15 protein-coding genes are annotated in these 18,882 nt (G+C 66.9%); 13 read left to right on the plus strand and 2 right to left on the minus strand.

Annotated elements, in window-relative coordinates; translation table 11 throughout:
* Window position 1 precedes the first annotated feature (1 nt).
* The gene (locus ACEN9P_RS10790; protein ID WP_495621937.1) at window positions 2-625 is read left to right on the plus strand and encodes an ATP-binding cassette domain-containing protein; all 624 of its coding nucleotides are present in this window, start codon (window positions 2-4) and stop codon (window positions 623-625) included.
* On the opposite strand, the gene ACEN9P_RS10795 is transcribed toward ACEN9P_RS10790, so the two are convergent.
* On the minus strand, window positions 622-2,424 hold the full coding sequence (locus tag ACEN9P_RS10795) for a sigma 54-interacting transcriptional regulator (RefSeq protein ID WP_495621938.1): 1,803 nt from the start codon (window positions 2,422-2,424) through the stop codon (window positions 622-624). The genes ACEN9P_RS10790 and ACEN9P_RS10795 overlap by 4 nt on opposite strands.
* 258 nt (window positions 2,425-2,682) lie before the next feature.
* Between ACEN9P_RS10795 and ACEN9P_RS10800 the strand changes: the two genes are divergently transcribed.
* The 8 genes from ACEN9P_RS10800 (at window position 2,683) to ACEN9P_RS10835 (ending at window position 13,842) form a co-directional block, all read left to right on the plus strand.
* Entirely contained in the window at window positions 2,683-4,137 is a 1,455-nt protein-coding gene (locus tag ACEN9P_RS10800; RefSeq protein ID WP_495621939.1) for a benzaldehyde dehydrogenase, read from the plus strand.
* 79 nt (window positions 4,138-4,216) lie between these two features.
* Window positions 4,217-4,984, plus strand: coding sequence for a coniferyl-alcohol dehydrogenase (locus ACEN9P_RS10805; protein ID WP_495622165.1), 768 nt, complete (start codon window positions 4,217-4,219; stop codon window positions 4,982-4,984).
* Window positions 4,985-5,063: 79 nt separating this feature from the next.
* Window positions 5,064-6,740: a DUF1302 domain-containing protein gene (locus ACEN9P_RS10810; RefSeq protein WP_495621940.1), complete on the plus strand. Its 1,677-nt coding sequence runs from the start codon at window positions 5,064-5,066 to the stop codon at window positions 6,738-6,740.
* A gap of 38 nt (window positions 6,741-6,778) precedes the next feature.
* A complete protein-coding gene (locus ACEN9P_RS10815; protein ID WP_495621941.1) occupies window positions 6,779-8,137 on the plus strand; it encodes a DUF1329 domain-containing protein in 1,359 nt (452 codons plus the stop codon).
* Window positions 8,137-9,195, plus strand: a complete 1,059-nt coding sequence (locus ACEN9P_RS10820) for a WD40/YVTN/BNR-like repeat-containing protein (RefSeq protein ID WP_495621942.1) — start codon at window positions 8,137-8,139, stop codon at window positions 9,193-9,195. Before ACEN9P_RS10815 ends, ACEN9P_RS10820 begins: the two co-directional genes overlap by 1 nt.
* A 21-nt stretch (window positions 9,196-9,216) precedes the next feature.
* A complete protein-coding gene (locus tag ACEN9P_RS10825) occupies window positions 9,217-11,664 on the plus strand; it encodes an efflux RND transporter permease subunit (protein ID WP_495621943.1) in 2,448 nt (815 codons plus the stop codon).
* Complete coding sequence (locus ACEN9P_RS10830; protein WP_495621944.1) at window positions 11,661-12,773, plus strand: ABC transporter substrate-binding protein; 1,113 nt, start codon at window positions 11,661-11,663, stop codon at window positions 12,771-12,773. The genes ACEN9P_RS10825 and ACEN9P_RS10830 overlap by 4 nt, the downstream gene beginning before the upstream one ends.
* A gap of 109 nt (window positions 12,774-12,882) precedes the next feature.
* Window positions 12,883-13,842: an alpha/beta hydrolase gene (locus tag ACEN9P_RS10835; RefSeq protein WP_495621945.1), complete on the plus strand. Its 960-nt coding sequence runs from the start codon at window positions 12,883-12,885 to the stop codon at window positions 13,840-13,842.
* Window positions 13,843-13,854: 12 nt separating this feature from the next.
* On the opposite strand, the gene ACEN9P_RS10840 is transcribed toward ACEN9P_RS10835, so the two are convergent.
* Entirely contained in the window at window positions 13,855-15,972 is a 2,118-nt protein-coding gene (locus tag ACEN9P_RS10840; RefSeq protein WP_495621946.1) for an acetoacetate--CoA ligase, read from the minus strand.
* A 105-nt stretch (window positions 15,973-16,077) separates the two neighbouring features.
* Here ACEN9P_RS10840 and ACEN9P_RS10845 point away from each other — a divergent pair, with 105 nt between their 5' ends.
* The 4 genes from ACEN9P_RS10845 (at window position 16,078) to ACEN9P_RS10860 (ending at window position 18,821) form a co-directional block, all read left to right on the plus strand.
* Window positions 16,078-16,521, plus strand: a complete 444-nt coding sequence (locus ACEN9P_RS10845; RefSeq protein WP_495621947.1) for a ribonuclease HI family protein — start codon at window positions 16,078-16,080, stop codon at window positions 16,519-16,521.
* Between the two features lie 107 nt (window positions 16,522-16,628).
* Window positions 16,629-17,021, plus strand: a complete 393-nt coding sequence (locus tag ACEN9P_RS10850) for a RidA family protein (RefSeq protein WP_495621948.1) — start codon at window positions 16,629-16,631, stop codon at window positions 17,019-17,021.
* A 65-nt stretch (window positions 17,022-17,086) separates the two neighbouring features.
* Complete coding sequence (locus ACEN9P_RS10855; protein WP_413330077.1) at window positions 17,087-17,707, plus strand: TetR/AcrR family transcriptional regulator; 621 nt, start codon at window positions 17,087-17,089, stop codon at window positions 17,705-17,707.
* Between the two features lie 229 nt (window positions 17,708-17,936).
* A complete protein-coding gene (locus ACEN9P_RS10860; protein ID WP_495621949.1) occupies window positions 17,937-18,821 on the plus strand; it encodes an alpha/beta hydrolase in 885 nt (294 codons plus the stop codon).
* Window positions 18,822-18,882: the final 61 nt, after the last annotated feature.

The raw sequence follows: 18,882 nt of genomic DNA on the forward strand, positions 1-18,882 counted from the left end.
CATGAGCCACCCACTGTTACGCGTAGAGAGCCTCGCCAAGCAATACCAGCGCGGCGTGTTCCGCAAAACCACGACTTTTTCATTGAACGCCGATTTTGAATTTGACAAGCCTTGTGTGGTCGGTGTCATGGGCCCCAACGGCTCGGGCAAGACCACGCTGTTCGAACTCATCACCGGCAGCAACCTGCCCAGCGCGGGCCGCGTGCTCGTGAACGGCCAGGACATCCACCAGGTGCGCACGCACGAGCGCGACCGGCTGGCGATTCACTACCACCAGTCCTACCAGGTGCGCTCGTTTCAAAAGACCAGACCCGACTTTATGCTGGCGCATGCACACAGCGATTCGCCGCTGGTGCATCTATTCGACGAACCGCAGTTCAACACGCAGGACGGCTATATCGGCTTTATGCTGGACTTCTTCGCCAGGCTCAAGGCCAACGGCCGGCTGGTGTTTTTATGCCTGCACCCCAACGAGCCCTATCACGTGGACATCCTGCGGCAGTGCTGCGAGCGTTTCATCTTTGTGCAAAAGGGTGCTGTCAGCGAAGCGCCCGACTTCGATACCCTGGCGCGCGATGAAAAGGTGCGGGCCTACCTGGGGGCACTGGCCCCGGCAGCAACTTAGATCAGGCTGTGTTTCCTGGCCCGGTAGGCCAGCTTGGCGCGTGTGGTGTTAAGCCGCCGCGCCGCCGCCGAGAGGTTGCCCTGGCAGGCGGAGATCGCGCGCTCCAGCGTGTCGCGCTCGGTTTGCTCCAGCGATTGCTGCGCAACCGCGGCGCCCGTCAGCACGGGATGGGCGCAGGCCGGTGTGCCCTCGAGGTTCAGGGTGCCCGAACTGCCCTGCAGCCGCAAGGTCATGACCTCGGCGCTCAGGGTCTCGCCGCCGGTGAACAGGTGGTGCACGTCGATCAGGCCATCGGCATCGGCCATGATCACGGCGCGCTCTATCAGGTTCTGCAGTTCGCGGATGTTGCCGGGAAAGCCGTAGTTCAGCAGGGTGCGCACCGAGGCCTGGGTGAAGCCGCCGGTGTTGCAGCCGTGCTTGCGTCGGTAGTGGTTCAGGAAATGGTTCATCAGCAGCGGAATGTCGTCGCGCCGCTCGCGCAGCGGCGGCAGGTGGATGGGAAACACATTGAGCCGGAAGAACAGGTCCTCGCGAAAGCGCCCCTCGCGCACGGCCTGGCGCAAGTCCTCGTTGGTGGCGGCCACCACACGCACATCCACCGCGATGCCGCGCGTGCCGCCCACGCGCTCGACTTCGCCCTCCTGCAAGGCGCGCAGCAGCTTGCCCTGGGCCACAAAACTCAGCATGCCGATTTCGTCGAGGAACAGGGTGCCGCCGCTGGCGCGCTCAAAGCGGCCCGGCCGCGAATGGCTGGCCCCGGTGTAGGCGCCGCGCTCCACGCCGAAGAGCTCGGACTCGATCAGCGTCTCCGGGATGGCCGCGCAGTTCACCGCGATAAATGGCTGGTCCTTGCGCGGGCTGATCCTGTGCAGCATGCTGGCGAATTTTTCCTTGCCCACACCGGACTCGCCCGTGAACAGCACGGTGGCGGAGGTGCGCGCCACGCGGCTCAACTGGTGGCAGGCCGCGTTAAAGGCCGATGAGGCACCCACCATGGCGTCGCCGGCCGGCGCCTCGCTGGGCGCCAGGTCGGCCGGGGCTGTTTCGCTGCGCGCATAGGCCGCGGTGTCGACAAACTCCCTGGCGTTCAGGTAGCGCATGTCTTCCTCGATGTTGTCCCATTTGTCGGCGGACTTGCCGACCACGCGGCACTGCGCATGGCCCATGGAGCGGCACATGGTTTCGCGGAACACGATCAGGCGGCCGAACAGCGTGCTGACATAACCGGTGGCGTAACCCACCTGCATCCAGCAGGCCGGCGAGCCGCCTATGCCGTAGGCGGCGATGTGCTCGTCGTCCTCGCTGGAGTTGTGCCAGATGAATTCGCCCTCATAGCCGCTGGTGTCGGGGTCGTAGGTCACGCTGACCAGTTCCACCTTCACCACACCCTCGAGCGCATGCAGGCGTGTGCCGGCCATGGCGGCCGCCGGCGGGTCGGCATCGGGCCAGTGCTTGCGCACCAGCTGGGCATCGCGGGCGCCGCTGACATAACCGGCGCGGGTGAACAGGCCGCGCGCCTTCTCGATGCCCATGCTGTCGACCATCTCGCGGCGCATGGCGCCCAGCGCCTCGGTGTGCAGCAGCACCATGCGCTGGTCCTGCAGCCAGATGCGGCCGTCGCCCGGCGAGAAGAACAGGCATTCGCTGATGTCGGCAATCGTCGGATGGGTGTCGCCGCCTATGTGGGTGCTGGCAAAACCGCCCAGGGCCTTGGCCACCGAGGCGCTGTCAAAGCTGCCCAGCGCGACACCGGTGGCCCGGGCCACCTCGGCCAGGGAAATGCGATCAGAGACACCCATGGCAGTTTCCTTGGATTGATCAAATGGTGAAAAAGTAGTTTTACTTTATAACTATTTGATCAAAAAACCCTCAGGGCTTTCCATGTGCTGCGCCGCAGCAACCGGACCTAGGGTATGTCCCGGTTTTCCCAGTGAAAAACCGCTTGCTGCAACGCCGCAAGCGGGCCACGGCACGCGCCGCTGGTACATGCATTGCGATACAGCAGCACGACGCGCCGATGTGGCGAGCTGATCAAACAACCGTGAGGACAAAAGCAAATGGGTGTATCCGACGCGAAGGCATTTCTGGATTTTTCCGCGCTGGCGAGCGCACCGCTGGGCGGCGGCAAGCGCGACGTGGTCGAGCCCGCGACCGGCAAGGTGATGTGCACCGTGGGCATCGCCAACGCGGCGGATGTGGCCGCGGCCACGCAGGCGGCGGCCGGCGCGCAAAAGCCCTGGGCCGCCCTGCCCCCGCGCGAGAAGGCCGAGGTCTTTCGCCGCGCCGGCGCGCTGTTCCAGCAGCACTTCGACGAACTCGCGCTGTACGCCACACGCGAAACCGGCGGCATCCTGCCCAAGGGCCAGCATGAGATTCGCGAGGCCATCACCATCTGCCACCTGGCTGCGGCCATGCCGCTGCAGCCCCAGGGCCATGTGTTGCCCAGCGTGCCGGGGCGCACCAGCATCGCCCGCCGCATGCCGCACGGCGTCGTGGGCGTGATCTCGCCCTTCAACTTTCCGCTGATCCTGACGCTGCGCGCCGTGGCGCCGGCGCTGGCCGCGGGCAATGCCGTGGTGATCAAGCCCGACACCCGCACGCCGGTGACCGGCGGCCTGATGATCGCGCGCATTTTTGCCGAGGCCGGCCTGCCCAAGGATTTGCTGCATGTGTTGCCCGGCGACGCCGAAGCCGGCGAGGCTTTGGTGACCGACCCGCTGGTTCCCATGATCGCTTTCACCGGATCGCCCGCCGTGGGCAGGCGCATAGGCGAACTCGCGGGCAAGCACCTTAAAAAGGTGTCGCTGGAGCTGGGCGGAGCGAACTCGCTGATCATCTTGGACGATGCCGACCTGGATATCGCCGCGAGCAACGCCGCCTGGGCCGCCTACCTGCACCAGGGCCAGATCTGCATGGCCGCCAACCGCATCCTGGTGCATGAAAGCATCGCCGCCCCGCTGCTGCAGCGCCTGGTCGCCAAGGCCACGCACCTGCCGGTCGGCGACGGCGCCACCGGCCAAGTCGCGCTCGGGCCGCTGATCGACGCGCGCCAGCGCGACCGCGTGCATGCCATCGTGCAGGACAGCATCAAGGCCGGCGCGAAGCTCGAAGCCGGCGGCACCCATGACGGCCTGTTCTACAAACCGACGGTGCTGTCCGGCGTCAGGCCCGGCATGCGCGTCTTTGACGAAGAAACCTTTGGCCCGGTGGCCAACATCATCAGCTTCGGCAGCGACGAGGAAGCGGTGGCGCTGGCCAACAACAACACCGGCAGCCTGGCCTGCGCCGTGATTTCGCGCTCCGTGGGCCGCGCCATGGCGGTGGGGCAGCAGCTCAAGGCCGGCATGGTCCACATCAACGACCAGACCGTCAACGACGACTGCGTCAACCCCTTCGGCGGCCCCGGCATCGCGGGCAACGGCACCAGCGTGGGTGGCCCGGCCGACTGGGAGGAATACACGCAGTGGCAGTGGATGACCATCAAGGACACCGCGCCCATGTTCCCGTTCTGAACCGGACCTTCAGCCCACGACTTCACCACTTCAAGGAGAGCTTCATGAATCCGCATACCCCGGAGGCCTTATGAGCCTGATGAGCCTGCAAGGCAAGACCATCGTCATCACCGGCACCTCGTCGGGCATAGGCGCCGAGACCGCCAGGCTGGCGCGCTTCCACGGCGCGCGTGTCATAGGCATGGACCGCAACGACCCCAGCCTGACGCTGGACGGTTTTATCAAGGCCGACCTCGGCACGGCGCAAGCCATAGATGCCGCCGTGGCCCAGCTGCCGGCCCAGGTCGATGCGCTGTGCAACATCGCCGGCGTGCCGGGCACGGCCGAGGGCGAGCTGGTGGCCCGCGTGAACTACCTGGGCCTCAGGCACCTGACGGAAAAAGTGCTGGCGCGCATGCCGCGCGGCGGCAGCATCGTCAACGTGGCCTCCATCCTGGGCGCCGAATGGCCGCAGCGCCTGGCCCTGCACAAGGAACTCGCGGCGGCCAAAGGCTTTGAAGCCGGCGCCGCATGGCTGCGCGCCCACCCGGTGCCGCAAACGACCTGCTACCAGTACTTCAAGGAAGCGCTGATCGTCTGGAACGCCGTGCAGTCGCAGGAGTGGTTCCTGGGCAAAGGCGTGCGCATGAACTGCGTGGCGCCCGGCCCGGTGTTCACGCCCATCCTGGGCGACTTCGTGGCCATGCTGGGCCAGGAGCGCGTCCAGGCCGACGCCCACCGCATGCTGCGCCCCGGCTTTGCCGACGAGATCGCGCCCGTGGTGGCCTGGCTGTGCGGCGATGCCGCGCGCTGGGTCAGCGGCGCCAACCTCCCCGTCGACGGCGGCCTGGCCTCCACCTATATCTGACGGCATCCGACACGCACACCGCGGGTGCGAGGGCATCCGCTTCACCGCCACAACGACACACCACGAGGAGACAAAAACCATGACCCAGTTATTCACCCCCTTCCGGCTCAGCACGCTGGCGCTAAGTTGCCTGGCCTGCACGCTGCCGGCCCATGCCTTTGAGCTGGACTCCGGCGACCCGGACACCAAGATCCGGCTGGACTTCACGCCCAAGTACAGCCTGGCCTGGCGGCTCAAGGATCCGTCGGCGCTGCTGACCTCGCCGGCCGCCCGCGGCGACGGCGGCGTGACCAACGAGAACGACGGCGACCTCAACTTCAAGAAGGGCCTGATCTCCAACCGCGCCGACCTGCTGACCGAGTTCGACTACAGCCGCAGCAACTGGGGCCTGCGCATCAGCCATTCGGCCTGGTACGACTCGCAATACCTGCGCGCCAATGCCAACGACGGCACGGCCGGCGTCAGCAACTTCGCGGGCCAGCCCGCCAACCAGTTTGTGCCCGCGACCCGGGACCAGCACGGCCGCGGCGACGAATTCCTTGATGCCTTTGTCTGGGGCAAGGGCTCCATCGGCAGCATGCCGGCCTCGATACGCGTGGGCAAACACGCGCTGCAGTACGGCGAGAGCGTGTTCTTCGGCCAGAACGGCATCGCCAACGCGCAAGGCCCGGTGGACATCGCCAAGATCGTCTCGGTGCCGAACTGGCAGTTCAAGGAAGTGCTGCTGCCGGTGGAGCAGATATCCGGCACGCTGCAGGTGGCCGAAGGCCTGACACTGGGCGGCTACTACCAGCTCAAGTGGCGGCCCAGCAAGATCCCCGGCGTCGGCAGCTATTTCTCCAACCAGGACTACATAGGCGGCGGCCGCGTCTACCTGGGCGGGCCGGTGCTGCCCACCGACACCAGCCGCGACCAGAAGCCGGGTGACAGCGGCCAGTTCGGCGCGCAGCTGCGCTGGGCCCCGGCCGGCAGCAACTATGAGTTCGGCCTGTACGCGGCGCGCTACAACGACAAGACCCCGGCCGTGCCGGTGTTCGACCTGATCAACGGCAATGTGCACAACGTCTATGCCAAGGGCATCAAGACCATAGGTGCCAGCGTCACCTCGTCCATAGGCCAGCTCAACTGGGCACTCGAAGGCTCGCTGCGCAGCAACGCCCCGCTGGCCAGCGACCCGGCCGTGCTGGGCGGCGCGCCCTTCATGCCGCCGGCCAACTGCGACGGCTCGGCCGCCAACCCCTGCTATGCCACCGGCAGGACGGCGCACATCAACCTCTCGGGCATTTATGTGCTCAACAAGTCCAGCCTGTGGGACGGCGGTGCCCTGGTGGCGGAGCTGGCCTGGAACCGGCTGCTGAGCGTGAGCAAAAACCCCAGCGCCGTCGGCTTCGGCGGGCTGGACCCGAATGCCACGCGCGACGCAGCGGCCTTCCGCATGATTTTTGAGCCGCAGTACTTCCAGGTGCTGCCCGGCCTGGACCTGTCCATCCCGCTGGGCCTGGGCTACAACTTCGGCGGCCGCTCCTCGGCCGTCATCAACTTCGCCGGCGGCGCCAGCAAGGCGGGCGACGTGAGCATAGGCATCAAGGGCAAATACCAGAACGTCTGGAACTTCGCGCTGAACTACACGGCCTTCTTCGGCAAGGAAAACACCTTGACCGTGACCGACCCGAGCACGCCCACCCGCATGCTGTCCTACGGCCAAAGCCTGAAAGACCGCAACTACGTTTCCTTCACCGCTTCCCGCACTTTCTGAGTTTCCGACTTTTCGATAACACCACCGAGACAACCATCATGATGCAGACCGCAAAACACTCATTGCTCATGGCAGCCCTGCTGGCCGGCGCCATGTCCGCCCAGGCCGGCGTCACCGCCGAAGAAGCCTCCAAACTCAAATCCACCCTGACGCCCATGGGCGCCGAAAAAGCCGGCAACAAGGACGGCAGCATCCCGCCCTGGGAAGGGGGCCTGACCAAGGCCACGCCAGGCTACAAGAACGGCGACGCGCGGCCCGACCTTTACCCCAGCGAAAAACCCCTCCTGTCGATCAACGCCAAGAACATGGCGCAGCATGCCGACAAGCTGACCGACGGCGTGCAGGCGCTGATGAAGAAGTACCCCGACTTCCGCATTGACGTCTACCCCACGCACCGCACGGCGGCGGCGCCGCAGTCGGTGTACGACAACACCTTCAAGAACGCCACCCGGGCCAAGACGATTGAAGGCGGCTACGGCATGGAAGGCGCTTTCGGCGGCATACCGTTTCCCATTCCCAAGGACGGTTATGAAGCCATGTGGAACCAGCGCACGGCCTGGCGCGGCGGCAACTTCTCCATGCCCATGCGCGTGTGGGTGGTGACTTCCGACGGCAAACGCACCATGGCCTCTGGCGGCACGCAGACCATACGCCAGGCCTTTTACGACAAGGACGGCAGTGCCGAAAAGTTCGACGGCTACTACCAGTACGGCAAGCTGGTGGTCAACGCGCCGGGCTCCAAGGCGGGCGAGGCCATCCTGGCACTCGACGGCGTCTCGGAAGCCGCGCCGCGCGGCCTGTGGCAGTACCTGGTGGGCCAGCGCCGCGTGCGCAAGGCGCCTTCGGTGGCCTACGACACGCCCGACTCGGTGACCTCCGGCATAGGCCTGTTCGACGAGGCCTTCACGCTGTTCGGCCCTATCGACAAACACGAGCTCAAGCTGGTGGGCAAAAAAGAAATCTACATCCCCTACAACAACAACCGCGCCGCCTCCGCGAAGATCGAGGACCTGGTGACGCCCAACACGCTGAACCCCGCGCAGGTGCGCTGGGAGTTGCACCGCGTCTGGGAAGTCGAGGCCACGCTGGCGGCCGGCAAGCGCCACGTGGTGCCCAAACGCAAGTACTACATCGACGAGGACTCCTGGCAGATCGCGCTGTTCGACGGCTGGGACGCCAAGGGCCAGCTCTGGCGCACCAACTATGCGCTGATGCTGACGGCGCCGGACATCCCGGCGGTGAGCAACGTCGTGCTGTGGGGCGGCTATGACATGCAGACCGGCGCCTACTACCTGAACATGGCCTCCAACGAGCTGCCCAAGCAGTACGAGGTGCAGCCGCCGATTCCGCGCTCCTTCTTCAGCGCCGAGTCGCTCTCCAGCGAAGGCGCGCGCTGATGGCCGGAGTCACGCGCCGGCAGGCTGCCCTGGCGGGCTTGCTGGGCGGCGCAGCCATGCTTCCCGCATGGGCGGCCAGCGTGCCGGCCGTGCTGTCGCAGGCCGCACTGCTCACGCCCAAGGCATTGGGCGCGGCCACGTTGGCCGTGGCGCGGGCCGGCGACCGGTTGGTGGCTGTCGGCGAGCGCGGCACGGTGCTGCTGTCGGACGACCACGGCGCGAGCTGGCGCCAGGCGCAGGTGCCGGTGCAGGCCAGCCTGACGGCCGTGTGTTTTGCCGATGCGCGCACCGGCTGGGCCGCCGGCCACCTGGGCGTCATCCTGCGCAGCGACGACGCCGGCGCCACTTGGCACAAACAGCTTGACGGCGTGCAGGCGGCGGAACTCGTGAAGCAGGCCGCACAGCGCACGGGCGACGACGCCGCCATGGCGCAGGCCCAGCGCCTGGTGGAAGAAGGCGCGGACAAACCGTTTTTTGACCTGGAATTCATGGACGCGCAGCGCGGCTTTGCCGTGGGCGCCTACAACCTGATGTTCGCCACCACGGACGGCGGCAAGAGCTGGACGGCGCTGGGGCCGCGGCTGCCGAATCCGAAGAGCCTGCACCTCTATGGCGTGCGCGCGCGCGGCCGCACGCTGGTGGTTGCCGGCGAGCAGGGCCTGCTGCTGCGCTCCAGCGACGGCGGCGCGAGTTTCAGCGCGCTGGCCTCGCCCTACAAGGGCAGTTTTTTCGGCCTGCTGCAGACACGCGCCGGCGCGCTGGTGGCCTACGGCCTGCGCGGCACGGCCTGGCGCTCCGGCGATGAAGGGCAGCACTGGGACAAGCTGGACACCGGTGTGCCCATGGCCGTCGGTGCCGGCCTGGCTTTGCCTGACGGCGGTTTTGTGCTGCTGAGCCAGGCCGGTGATGCCTTGCTGGGCGCCGAGAACGGGCCCGCCCTGAAGCGCATCCCGGCGCGCGAAGCCGTGCCGGTCTCCGGCGCCGCGCTGGCCGCCGATGGCGCCCTGGTGCTGGCCAGCCTGCGCGGCATGCGGCGCGTGCAACTGCCTGCCAACTGAAAAAAGAGCTCTCTCAAAGTCATGCACGCCGATTCCTCCTCCGCTTCCTCTCCTGATCTCCAGCCCACCCAACCCGTCGTTGCACGGCTGGAGGATTTCGACACGCGCTCGGGCACCCTGCTCGAGCGCGTCTTTTTTAATCACCGGCCCTGGGTCATGGCCGTCTGCGTGCTGCTCACCCTGCTGCTGGGCTGGCAGGCGACCAAGCTGCGGCTCAACGCGAGTTTTGAAAAAACCATTCCCACCGGCCACCCCTACATCGTCAACTACCTGGCCCACAAGGCCGACCTGGGCGGCCAGGCCAATGCGCTGCGGCTGGTGGTGGAGGCCAGACAAGGCACCATCTTCGACAAGGCCTACCTCGATGCGCTGCAGAAGGTCAATGACGAGATCTTTTTGCTGCCCGGCGTGGACCGGCCCTTCATGAAGTCGCTTTGGACCTCCAACACGCGCTGGGTGGCCGTGACCGAGGAAGGCCTGGACGGCGGGCCGGTGATCCCCGACGCCTATGACGGCTCACCCGCGAGCCTGGCCGGGCTGCGCGCCAACGTCGAGCGCTCGGGCGAGATAGGCCAGCTGGTGGCGGGCGACTTCAAGTCCAGCATCGTGTTTGTGCCCCTGCTGGACCGCAACCCCGAGACCGGCCAGGCGCTGGACTACGGCGAGCTGTCGCGCCAGATCGAGGCCTTGCGCGCCAAGTACGGCAGCGACACGCTGCAGATCCGCGTGACCGGTTTCGCCAAGGTGGTGGGCGACCTGATCGAGGGCCTGCACCAGGTGCTGCTGTTTTTCCTGCTGGCCCTGGCCATCACCACCGTGGTGCTCTACGGCTACACCCGCTGCAAGCGCAGCACCGCGCTGGTGGTGGCCTGCTCGCTGGTGGCGGTGGTCTGGCAGTTCGGCCTGCTGGCCTTGCTGGGCTACGAACTCGATCCCTATTCGGTGCTGGTGCCCTTTCTGGTGTTCGCCATCGGCATGAGCCACGGCGCGCAGAAGATGAACGGCATCATGCAGGACATAGGCCGCGGCACGCACCGCGTGGTGGCCGCGCGCTACACCTTCCGGCGCCTCTTCGTGGCCGGCCTGACCGCCCTGCTCTGCGATGCCGTGGGCTTCGCGGTGCTGGTCATCATCCAGATCAAGGTCATCCAGGACCTGGCGCTGATCGCCAGCATAGGCGTGGCGGTGCTGATCTTCAGCAACCTGGTGCTACTGCCCATACTGCTTTCTTATGCGGGCGTGGCGCCGGCCGCCGCGGCGCGCAGCCTGCGCCAGGAAACCGAGCAGCAGGGACAGCAAGGCCGGCGTTCATGGCTGTGGGCCTTGCTCGACCATTTCACGCAAAAGCGCTGGGCCACGGCGGCCGTGGCAGTCGCGGCCCTGATGGCCGCGGGCGGCTATGCCGCCAGCCTGCACCTGAAGATAGGCGACCTGGATGCCGGCGCCTCCGAGCTGCGGCCGGGCTCGCGCTACAACCAGGACAACGCCTACCAGATCGCCCACTACGCGGCCAGCGCCGACATCCTGACGGTGATGGTGACCACACCCGCGGACAAATGCACGGCCTATGAAACCCTGGCCAAGGTCGATGCCCTGGCCTGGCGGTTGGAACAACTGCCCGGCGTGGAATCCACCAACTCCATGGCCGCGCTCTCCAAGCTGGCCATGGTGGGTTACAACGAAGGCAACTTCAAATGGTTTGAGCTGCTGCCCAACGAAGGCGCGCTGGGCGGCGTGCAGACGCGCGCGCCGCGCGAGCTCTTCAACCAGAGCTGCTCCTTCCTGGCCCTCTATGTGTACCTGAAGGACCACAAGGCCGAAACGCTGGCGCAAGTGGTGGACGGCGTGGAACGCTTCGCGGCCGTCAACAACACACCAGAGGTCAGCTTCAAGCTCGCGGCGGGCAGCGCCGGCATCGCGGCCGCCACCAACATCGTGGTGGGCAAGGCCATGCGCGAGATGCTGCTGTGGGTGTATGCGGCCGTGGTGGTGCTGTGCTGGATCACTTTCCGCTCCTGGCGCGCGGTGGTGGTGGCGGTGCTGCCGCTGGTGCTGACCTCCATCCTGTGCGAGGCGCTGATGGTAGGCCTGGGCATGGGGGTCAAGGTCGCCACCTTGCCGGTCATCGCGCTGGGTGTGGGCATAGGCGTGGACTACGCGCTTTATGTGCTCAGCATCACGCTGGCCCGCATGCGCGAAGGCGCCAGCCTGTCCGACGCCTACCACCATGCGCTGCAGTTCACCGGCCGCGTGGTGCTGCTCACCGGCATCACGCTGGCGCTGGCCGTGGGCACCTGGGCTTTTTCGCCGATCAAGTTCCAGGCCGACATGGGCATCCTGCTGGCCTTTATGTTTGTGTGGAACATGGTGGGGGCGCTGGTGCTGCTGCCGGCGCTGGCCTACTTCCTGCTGCGGCCGGCCCCGGCCTTCGCCAGGCCCAAGCCGGCCGGCGCGGGTGTGCCGGCATGAGCCGGCGCACACTGCTGGCCGCGGCGATGCTGCTCAGCGCCTGCATGGCAAGCCGGGCCGCGCCCGAGCCCATCGTCATCGGGCAATCGCTGCCGCTGACCGGTGCGGGCTTTCCGGTCGCCAACCGCGTGCTGGCCGGTGCCCGCGCCCACGTGGAACGTGTCAATGCGTCGGGCGGCATTCTCGGGCGTCCCGTGGAGCTGGTGACGCTGGACGACGGCGGCGACAGCCGGCGTGTGGCCGCCAACCTGCGAACCCTGGTGCGCCAGCACAAGGCGGCGCTCATCGTGAACTGCCTGGGCGAGCGGGCCTGCCTGGAGGCCACCCAAGCCACGCGCGAGCTGCGTGTGCCGCTGGTCGGCCCGATGTCGGGCGCGCTGGCCCTTCGCGCCCCCGAGGTTCGCCATGTGTTCAGCCTGCGGCCGGATGATGCCAGGGAGGCCGAGGCACTGGCGCGCCAGCTTGCATCGATTGGCGTTTCAAAGGTGGTGCTGCTGGCCGATGACTCCGAGCCGGCGCGCACCGAGGCCTTGACGGCGGCCTTGCAGGGCAAGGGCCGGCAGCTCACACGCATCACGACCGACACGCGCCTGGAGACCATCGACAAGGCCTTCCAGGACATCGCGAAAGCCGCGCCGCAGGCCCTGGTGCTGAACCTGGGCAACGAGGTGCTCGATGCGCTGGGCCGGCTGCCGGCCTCGGCCTACGACAGCGCACCGTCCACCGTCGCCACCTTGTCGACGGCGGGGCTCACGCAGCTCACGCGGCTGTTTCGCAACCGGCTCGTGGGCTACACCAGCGTGGTGCCGAATCCCGAGGTGGCCCGCCTGCCCATCGTGCGCGAACTCGAGCGCGATGCCGACGCCTTTATAGGCCCCGAGGCGCTGACCTTCGAGGGCCTGGAGTCCTACCTGAACCTGCGCGTCTGCACCGAGGCCTTGCGCCGTGCTGGCCCGCGCGCCGACGGCCAGCGACTGGGCGAGGCGATGGAGAGCCTGGGCGCGCTGGACCTGGGCGGCGTCAGGCTGCTGTTTGGAAAGGAACGGCACCACGCCTCGGAGCATGTCGAGATCGGCATGCGGGCACGCGATGGAAAGCTACTCAGATAACCCCCCGAAGCGCCTGTGGCGCCTCCCCCCAGGGGGCGCCACCTGCGGCCCGGCAAAGCTGGTTCCGCGCTGGCCCTTGTACTGCAACTTTGAACTGCGAAGGACTGTAATGACCGCACCTGCCATCCCCACCGTACTCGAGACGGCTCCCATGGACCCCGGCCTGGCCGGCTTTCTGGCCCAGGCCGCTGCGCAGGGCAACCCGCCGCTGGAAAGCCTGCCCCCCGCCATCGCGCGGCAGGTGTACCGCGAACTGGCCGACACCTTGGGCCTGCCGGCTCCGGCCATAGGCAAGGTGAACGACAGCAGCATCCCCGGGCCGGGCGGCCCGCTGCGCCTGCGTGTGTACAGCCCCGACACCACCGGCCCCTGGCCCGTGCTGCTGTACGCGCATGGCGGCGGTTTTGTGATCGGCGACCTGGAGACCCACGACAAGGTCTGCCGCACGCTGTGCTACCACGCCGGCATGCTGGTGGTGGCGGTGGACTACCGGCTGGCGCCCGAGCACCCCTTCCCCGCCGCGCCTGACGACGTCGAGGCCGCCCTGCGCTGGGTGCTCGCGAACGCTGCTGCGCTGGGCGGCGATGCCAGCCGCATCGCCATGGTCGGCGACAGCGCCGGTGCGCAGCTGGCACTGGTGGCGGCGCGCCGCGTGAAGGCCGAGGCCGTGCGCGCCCTGGGCCTGATCTACCCGGTGGCACAGCATCCCGACCAGCCCAGTGCGTCCTACGAAGAGAACGAAGGCAAGTTCCTCAGCATGGGCGTGATGCAATGGTTTATGGCCAGCTACCTGGGCGAGCAGGTGGATGCGCAAAAGCACCCTGACTTTGCCTTGCTCGATTCAGGCGGCCTGGCCGGCCTTCCCGCCACCTGGGTGGCGACCATGGGCCACGACCCGCTGCGCGACGAAGGCCACGCCCTCGCGCGGCGCGTGGCCGCTGCGGGCGTGGAGGTGGCACACCGGCACTACCCCGAGGCCATTCATGCCTGCATCCATTTCACGGCGGTATCGCCCGTCGGCTTGCGGGTCATGGTGGACCTGGCGCAGTGGTTGCGCGCGCGGGTGTGATACCTCCCCGGCTCAAGCCCGCGAATCGCTGCTTGCGGCACGCCGGCGCGCGAAGTCCACATACCAGTCCAGGCAGCCGGGGTTGGCCATGGCGTCGCGGTTCACGACTTTCTCCAGCGGCTGGCCCAACAGCAGCTTCTTGATCGGCAGCTCCTGCTTTTTGCCGGAGAGGGTGCGCGGAATTTCCGGCACGGCAAGGATCTCGTTGGGCACAAAGCGCGGCGACAGCGCGGTCTTGACGGCCTGGCTGAGTTTGGCCTTCATCGCCTCGTCAAGTTCGTGCCCGGGGCGCAGCACGACAAATAGCGGCATATAACTTTCGCGGCCCAGGTATTCGAGGTCGACCACCATGGAGTCCAGCACCTCGGGCAGGGCTTCGATGGCGCTGTAGAGCTCGCTGGTGCCCATGCGCAGGCCGTGGCGGTTGATGGTGGCGTCGCTGCGGCCGTAAATGATGCAGCTACCCGAGCGCGTGACCTTGAGCCAGTCGCCGTGGCGCCAGACGCCGGGGTAGGTGTCGAAGTAGCTCGCGAGGTAGCGCTGATTGTCCTTGTCGCCGACGAAATACAGCGGCATGGAAGGCAGTGGCTGGGTGCAGACCAGTTCGCCGACTTCATCGACCACGGACTCGCCCTTGTCGTTCCAGGCCTCGACGGCGCAGCCCAGGATGCGGCATTGCATTTCGCCGGGAACCACGGGCAGTTCGCGGTTGCCGCCTATGAATGCACCGGCGAAGTCTGTGCCCCCCGAAATATTGCACCACCATATTGGAGCCCCCACGCTTTTCACTTCGTGTGCCTCCGGCGTTTCGCTGCCCCTTTCTGTTGAGGATGGGGCTGTGCTTGCTTGGGGCGGCCCGGCGCGGCGCACGTCCGGGTTTCCAATCTTCGCGAATTGCGCCGTGCCCCAGCGCTGCGTGTCCTCGCTAAGGGGCGAGCCCGTCGTTCCCAGGGTGCGCAGCCGGCCCAGGTCCCCACATTGCGCAATGTCTATGCCCGCCTTCATGCAGTTGGCAAAAAAGGCCGCGCCCGCGCCAAAAAAAGTCGCGCCCGTGTTGGCGACAAAACGCCACAGCGTGGTCCAGTCGGGCTTGTCCTTGTTGGTGCCGGCCGGGTTGCCGTCGTAAATGCAGCAAGTGGTGCCGTTGAGCAGGCTGGCGGCCTGCACATTCCACATGATCCAGCCGGTAGAGCTGTACCAGTGAAAGCGTTCCGGCTTCGCCGGGTCGGCATGGCTGGGCGCCAGGTCGTTGTGCAGACGCAGCAGCGCCAGCCCCACCAGCGCCACGCCGCCGTGGCCGTGGACGATGGGCTTGGGCAGGCCGGTGGTGCCGCTGGAATAGACGATCCACAGCGGATGCTCAAAGGGCAGCCAGAGCGGTTCAAAGGCCGCGGTTTGTTCATCGTTGCGCGCGACGGCCTGCGCGAAGCTTGCACGGCCGGTCGGCAAGCCCGAAGACGGCAGGATCTCGTGGATCAGCACATGCGTGACGCTGGGCAGGGCAGCCACCAATTCGGCCACCGCCTCACCGCGCGCCATGTCGCGCCCGCCATAGTGCACGCCGTTGCAGGCGATCAGCACCTTGGGCGCTATCTGGCGAAAGCGGTCCAGCACGGCGGGCGTGCCCATGTCGGGCGCGCAGACGCTCCAGACGGCGCCCAGGCTGACCGTCGCGAGAAAAGCCACCATGGTCTCGGGCGTGTTGGGCAGGTAAGCGGCCACGCGGTCGCCGGGTTGGACCCCTTGTGCCTTGAGGTGTAGGGCCAGCGAGGCCGACTGCCGGCGCAACTCGGCCCAGCCCAGTTGGCGCGCCGGCTCGCCCCTGGCCAGGCTGTCCTCGCCATGGCTCAGGATGGCGGGCACACCGGCCGCCTCGGCGGCGGCCGCATGGCGGAACACCTGCCGTGCGTAATTGCCCTGCGCGCCGGGAAACCATTCGGCGCCCGGCATGGCGCGCCGGCCCAGCACGGCCGTGTGCGCGGTGGGCGACTGGACCTCAAAGTAGTCCCAGATGCTTTGCCAGAAGGCGTCGATGTCCGTCACCGACCAGCGCCACAGCGCCTCATAGCTGTCGAAAGACAGGCCGCGTGTGGCCTGCAGCCAGTTCTGGTAATGGCGTATTTGAAGCATGGACGCAACCATAAACCAAGTCGGGCGAACGCGGCCAGCCGCGAAGGGGCCGTGGCGTATATATTGGCTGGCGGCCATGTACCGCCCCACGCCAGAAAGTATTGATTGACCGACCCAGCCTGGACGATTCACTGCGACGGCAGCGCCGTGCCCAATCCCGGCCGCATGGGCCTGGGCGCGGTGCTGACCGCGCCCGACGGCATCCGCCACCCGCTGTCCGCCCTGGCGGAGGGCCGGGGCTGCAATAACGAGGCGGAGTTGCGCGCGCTGATGGCGGCGCTGCAGGAAGCCAGGCAGCGCGGGGCGACCACGCTGCTGATCCACTGCGACAACAGCGTGGTCGTGGAACAACTCGCGGGAACCGCCGTGGAACCTTTTTTACGACTGGCCCCGCTGTTTGACGAGGTACGTGCCATGCTGCGGTCTTTCGCATCGACGCGGCTGGTATGGATACCGCGCCACCGCAACCGGGAAGCCGATGCCCTGGCCAGGGCGGCTGTCGGACTGATGCCCAAGAGCCCGACCCCGGCGAGCAAGCGCCGGCGATAGCGGTGGCCTGGCGGCACCGCATCCATGCTTCGTCCTGGCGCGAAGCACGGCCACGCAGTTGCCGGTTAAAACAGCAGAAATCCCTGCATACCCACCGGAACACCGCCATGGCCAAAGAAGTTATTCGTGTCGAGCCCCTTTCCAGCTACCTGGAACGATGGAAGGCGCCCACCTCGGTCGTCACGCGCCATAACGGCACCGTCTACGTATCGGGCCTGCCCCCTTTTGACCCGGCCACGGGCGAAGTCATCCACGCCTCTCTTGAACGCCAGACCGAGCTGGTGCTGGAACAGATGAAGCTGTGCCTGGAAACGGCGGGCTCCTCGCTGGACCAAGTGCTCAAATGCAATGTCTATTGCACCTCGGTCGAGAAGTTCGCGGCGGTCAATACCATCTATTCCCGTTACTTTCCCAAAGACCCGCCGGCCCGGATTTTTGTCTGTGTGCCTGCCTGGCCAGGGCACTTTGACATTGAGATCGACTGCACTGCAGCCTGCTAGAAGGCCAAAACCCGGGTTGCGGGCATGGGATTGTACTTTCGCACAATCGTGCTAATATCCGCGCCATGGACGCCAAAACCCAGAAAAGCGAAATGACCCGCGCCGCCATCATTGGCGCGGGCATAGACCTGGCCGCCGCGGAAGGCCTGGAGGCCATCACGCTGCAGGCCGTGGCCGACCGCATCGGGATTTCCAAGAGCGGCGTGTTCTCGCGCATAGGTTCGCGCGAGGCCTTGCAAAAAGCCGTGATCGAGGAGTTCGGCCGGCGCTTTATCGCCGATGTGTTTGTGCCCGCCATGCAGCAGCCCAAGGGCCTGCCGCGCCTGGACGCCATCGTGCAGCGCTGGATAGTCCGCATGCGCGACGTGGAAATCCAGTCGGGCTGTATTTACACCGCGGGCGCCTTCGAGCTGGATGACCGCGAAGGCGAGCTGCGCGACACGCTGCTGGGTGAAATCACCCGCTGGCGCGCTGCCCTGCGCCGCACCGTGATGCAGGCGGTGGAGGCCGGCCACCTGCAGGCCGACACCGACCCCGAGCAGCTGGTGGCCGAGATTTACGCCCTGTCCATGGGCTTGTTGCACGATGCCCGTTTCCTGCGCGACAACCGCGCGGCCGACCGGGCCCAGGCATCCTGGAAGCGCCTGCTGCGAAGCTACCAGACCGAGGCGAGCAACCCACAATAAAGACTAGGAAAAAGCGCGGAAACAGGCGGCAACGCCATTTCCGCATGTGTCAGTAAATTCTAATTTCGCACGACTGTGCGGAGAAGTGAGGAAATCATGTTGATCCTGATTATTGGTTTAGGCGTATTCCTCGGCGTTCGCGCCGTGAAGGCGGCCCTGGCTTCGCTGCGTGGTTTGCCGCGCAGCAACGAAGACTGGATCTGGTACTGAAACCGCGGAGCACGACGCCATGACACGCACCTCCCTGCAGGCCACCACGGCCTTTTACAACGCCAGCCCCCTGACACGCATCTTCCGCTGGGGCCTGGGCGCTTCGCAGCAGCTGTGGCCGGCGCTGGCCGTGCGCGCGGCCTACCGGCTGTTTGGCACGCCGCTGCCGCCCAAGTGGATCAGCCGACGCCGTGGCTGGAGCCCCGACTGGCACATCGAGCAATGGCCCTTCGAGGATGCCGGCCTCACGCTGTATTCGCGTCCCATCGCACCGCACGGCCCGGTGGTGCTGCTGGTGCACGGCTGGGGCGGCCATGCCGGGCAAATGCTGGCGCTGGCCGAGCGGCTCAGCGCGCAGGGCCTGCGCCCCGTGATCGTCGAGATGCCGGCGCACGGCCGCAGCAGCGGCTCGGTCAGCAACCTGCCGCAATTCGCGCGTGTACTCGAATACGTGGCGGCGCGGCTGCAGCAGCAAGGCCACACGCTGCGCGCGGTGGTCGCACATTCGCTGGCCGCCAATGCCGGTGCCTACGCGGCCAGCCGCGGGCTGGCGGCCGGCCGCCTGGTGCTGCTGGCGCCGCCGGCCTCGCCGCTGGAATACACACGGCTGTTCGCTCATGTGTTCGGCCTGGCCGAATCGACGCGGGCAGCGATGCAAAGGCGCATAGAAGCACGCGAAGGTATCCTGATGCCGCAGTTCGAGCCCGCCGCGGTCGGCCCGCGCATCAGCCTGCCCACGCTGGTGGTGCATGACCGCCACGACAGCATCAACCGCTTCGCCGACGGCGTGGCCTACAGCGAAGCCATTGCCGGTGCTCGCCTCATGGCGACCGAGGGCCTGGGCCACCGCAAGATCCTCAAGGACGAGGAAGTGCTGCGCGAAGTGGCCGCCTTCCTCGCCTGAGCGGCGCCTGCGCGACGCACCCGCCCTTGTGCGGCACGCGCATTCCCCCTAGCATTGCCTC

The sequence above is a fragment of the Polaromonas sp. Polasp52 genome (genome assembly GCF_059491565.1).

Coding starts and splice junctions, on each gene's coding strand:
- ACEN9P_RS10855 (WP_413330077.1), top strand. CDS start 17,087: ATGGACGCCAAAACCCAGAAAAGCGAAATGACCCGCGCCGCCATCATT.
- ACEN9P_RS10830 (WP_495621944.1), top strand. CDS start 11,661: ATGAGCCGGCGCACACTGCTGGCCGCGGCGATGCTGCTCAGCGCCTGC.
- ACEN9P_RS10815 (WP_495621941.1), top strand. CDS start 6,779: ATGATGCAGACCGCAAAACACTCATTGCTCATGGCAGCCCTGCTGGCC.
- ACEN9P_RS10810 (WP_495621940.1), top strand. CDS start 5,064: ATGACCCAGTTATTCACCCCCTTCCGGCTCAGCACGCTGGCGCTAAGT.
- ACEN9P_RS10795 (WP_495621938.1), bottom strand. CDS start 2,424: ATGGGTGTCTCTGATCGCATTTCCCTGGCCGAGGTGGCCCGGGCCACC.
- ACEN9P_RS10835 (WP_495621945.1), top strand. CDS start 12,883: ATGACCGCACCTGCCATCCCCACCGTACTCGAGACGGCTCCCATGGAC.
- ACEN9P_RS10820 (WP_495621942.1), top strand. CDS start 8,137: ATGGCCGGAGTCACGCGCCGGCAGGCTGCCCTGGCGGGCTTGCTGGGC.
- ACEN9P_RS10850 (WP_495621948.1), top strand. CDS start 16,629: ATGGCCAAAGAAGTTATTCGTGTCGAGCCCCTTTCCAGCTACCTGGAA.
- ACEN9P_RS10825 (WP_495621943.1), top strand. CDS start 9,217: ATGCACGCCGATTCCTCCTCCGCTTCCTCTCCTGATCTCCAGCCCACC.
- ACEN9P_RS10800 (WP_495621939.1), top strand. CDS start 2,683: ATGGGTGTATCCGACGCGAAGGCATTTCTGGATTTTTCCGCGCTGGCG.
- ACEN9P_RS10860 (WP_495621949.1), top strand. CDS start 17,937: ATGACACGCACCTCCCTGCAGGCCACCACGGCCTTTTACAACGCCAGC.
- ACEN9P_RS10840 (WP_495621946.1), bottom strand. CDS start 15,972: ATGCTTCAAATACGCCATTACCAGAACTGGCTGCAGGCCACACGCGGC.
- ACEN9P_RS10790 (WP_495621937.1), top strand. CDS start 2: ATGAGCCACCCACTGTTACGCGTAGAGAGCCTCGCCAAGCAATACCAG.
- ACEN9P_RS10805 (WP_495622165.1), top strand. CDS start 4,217: ATGAGCCTGCAAGGCAAGACCATCGTCATCACCGGCACCTCGTCGGGC.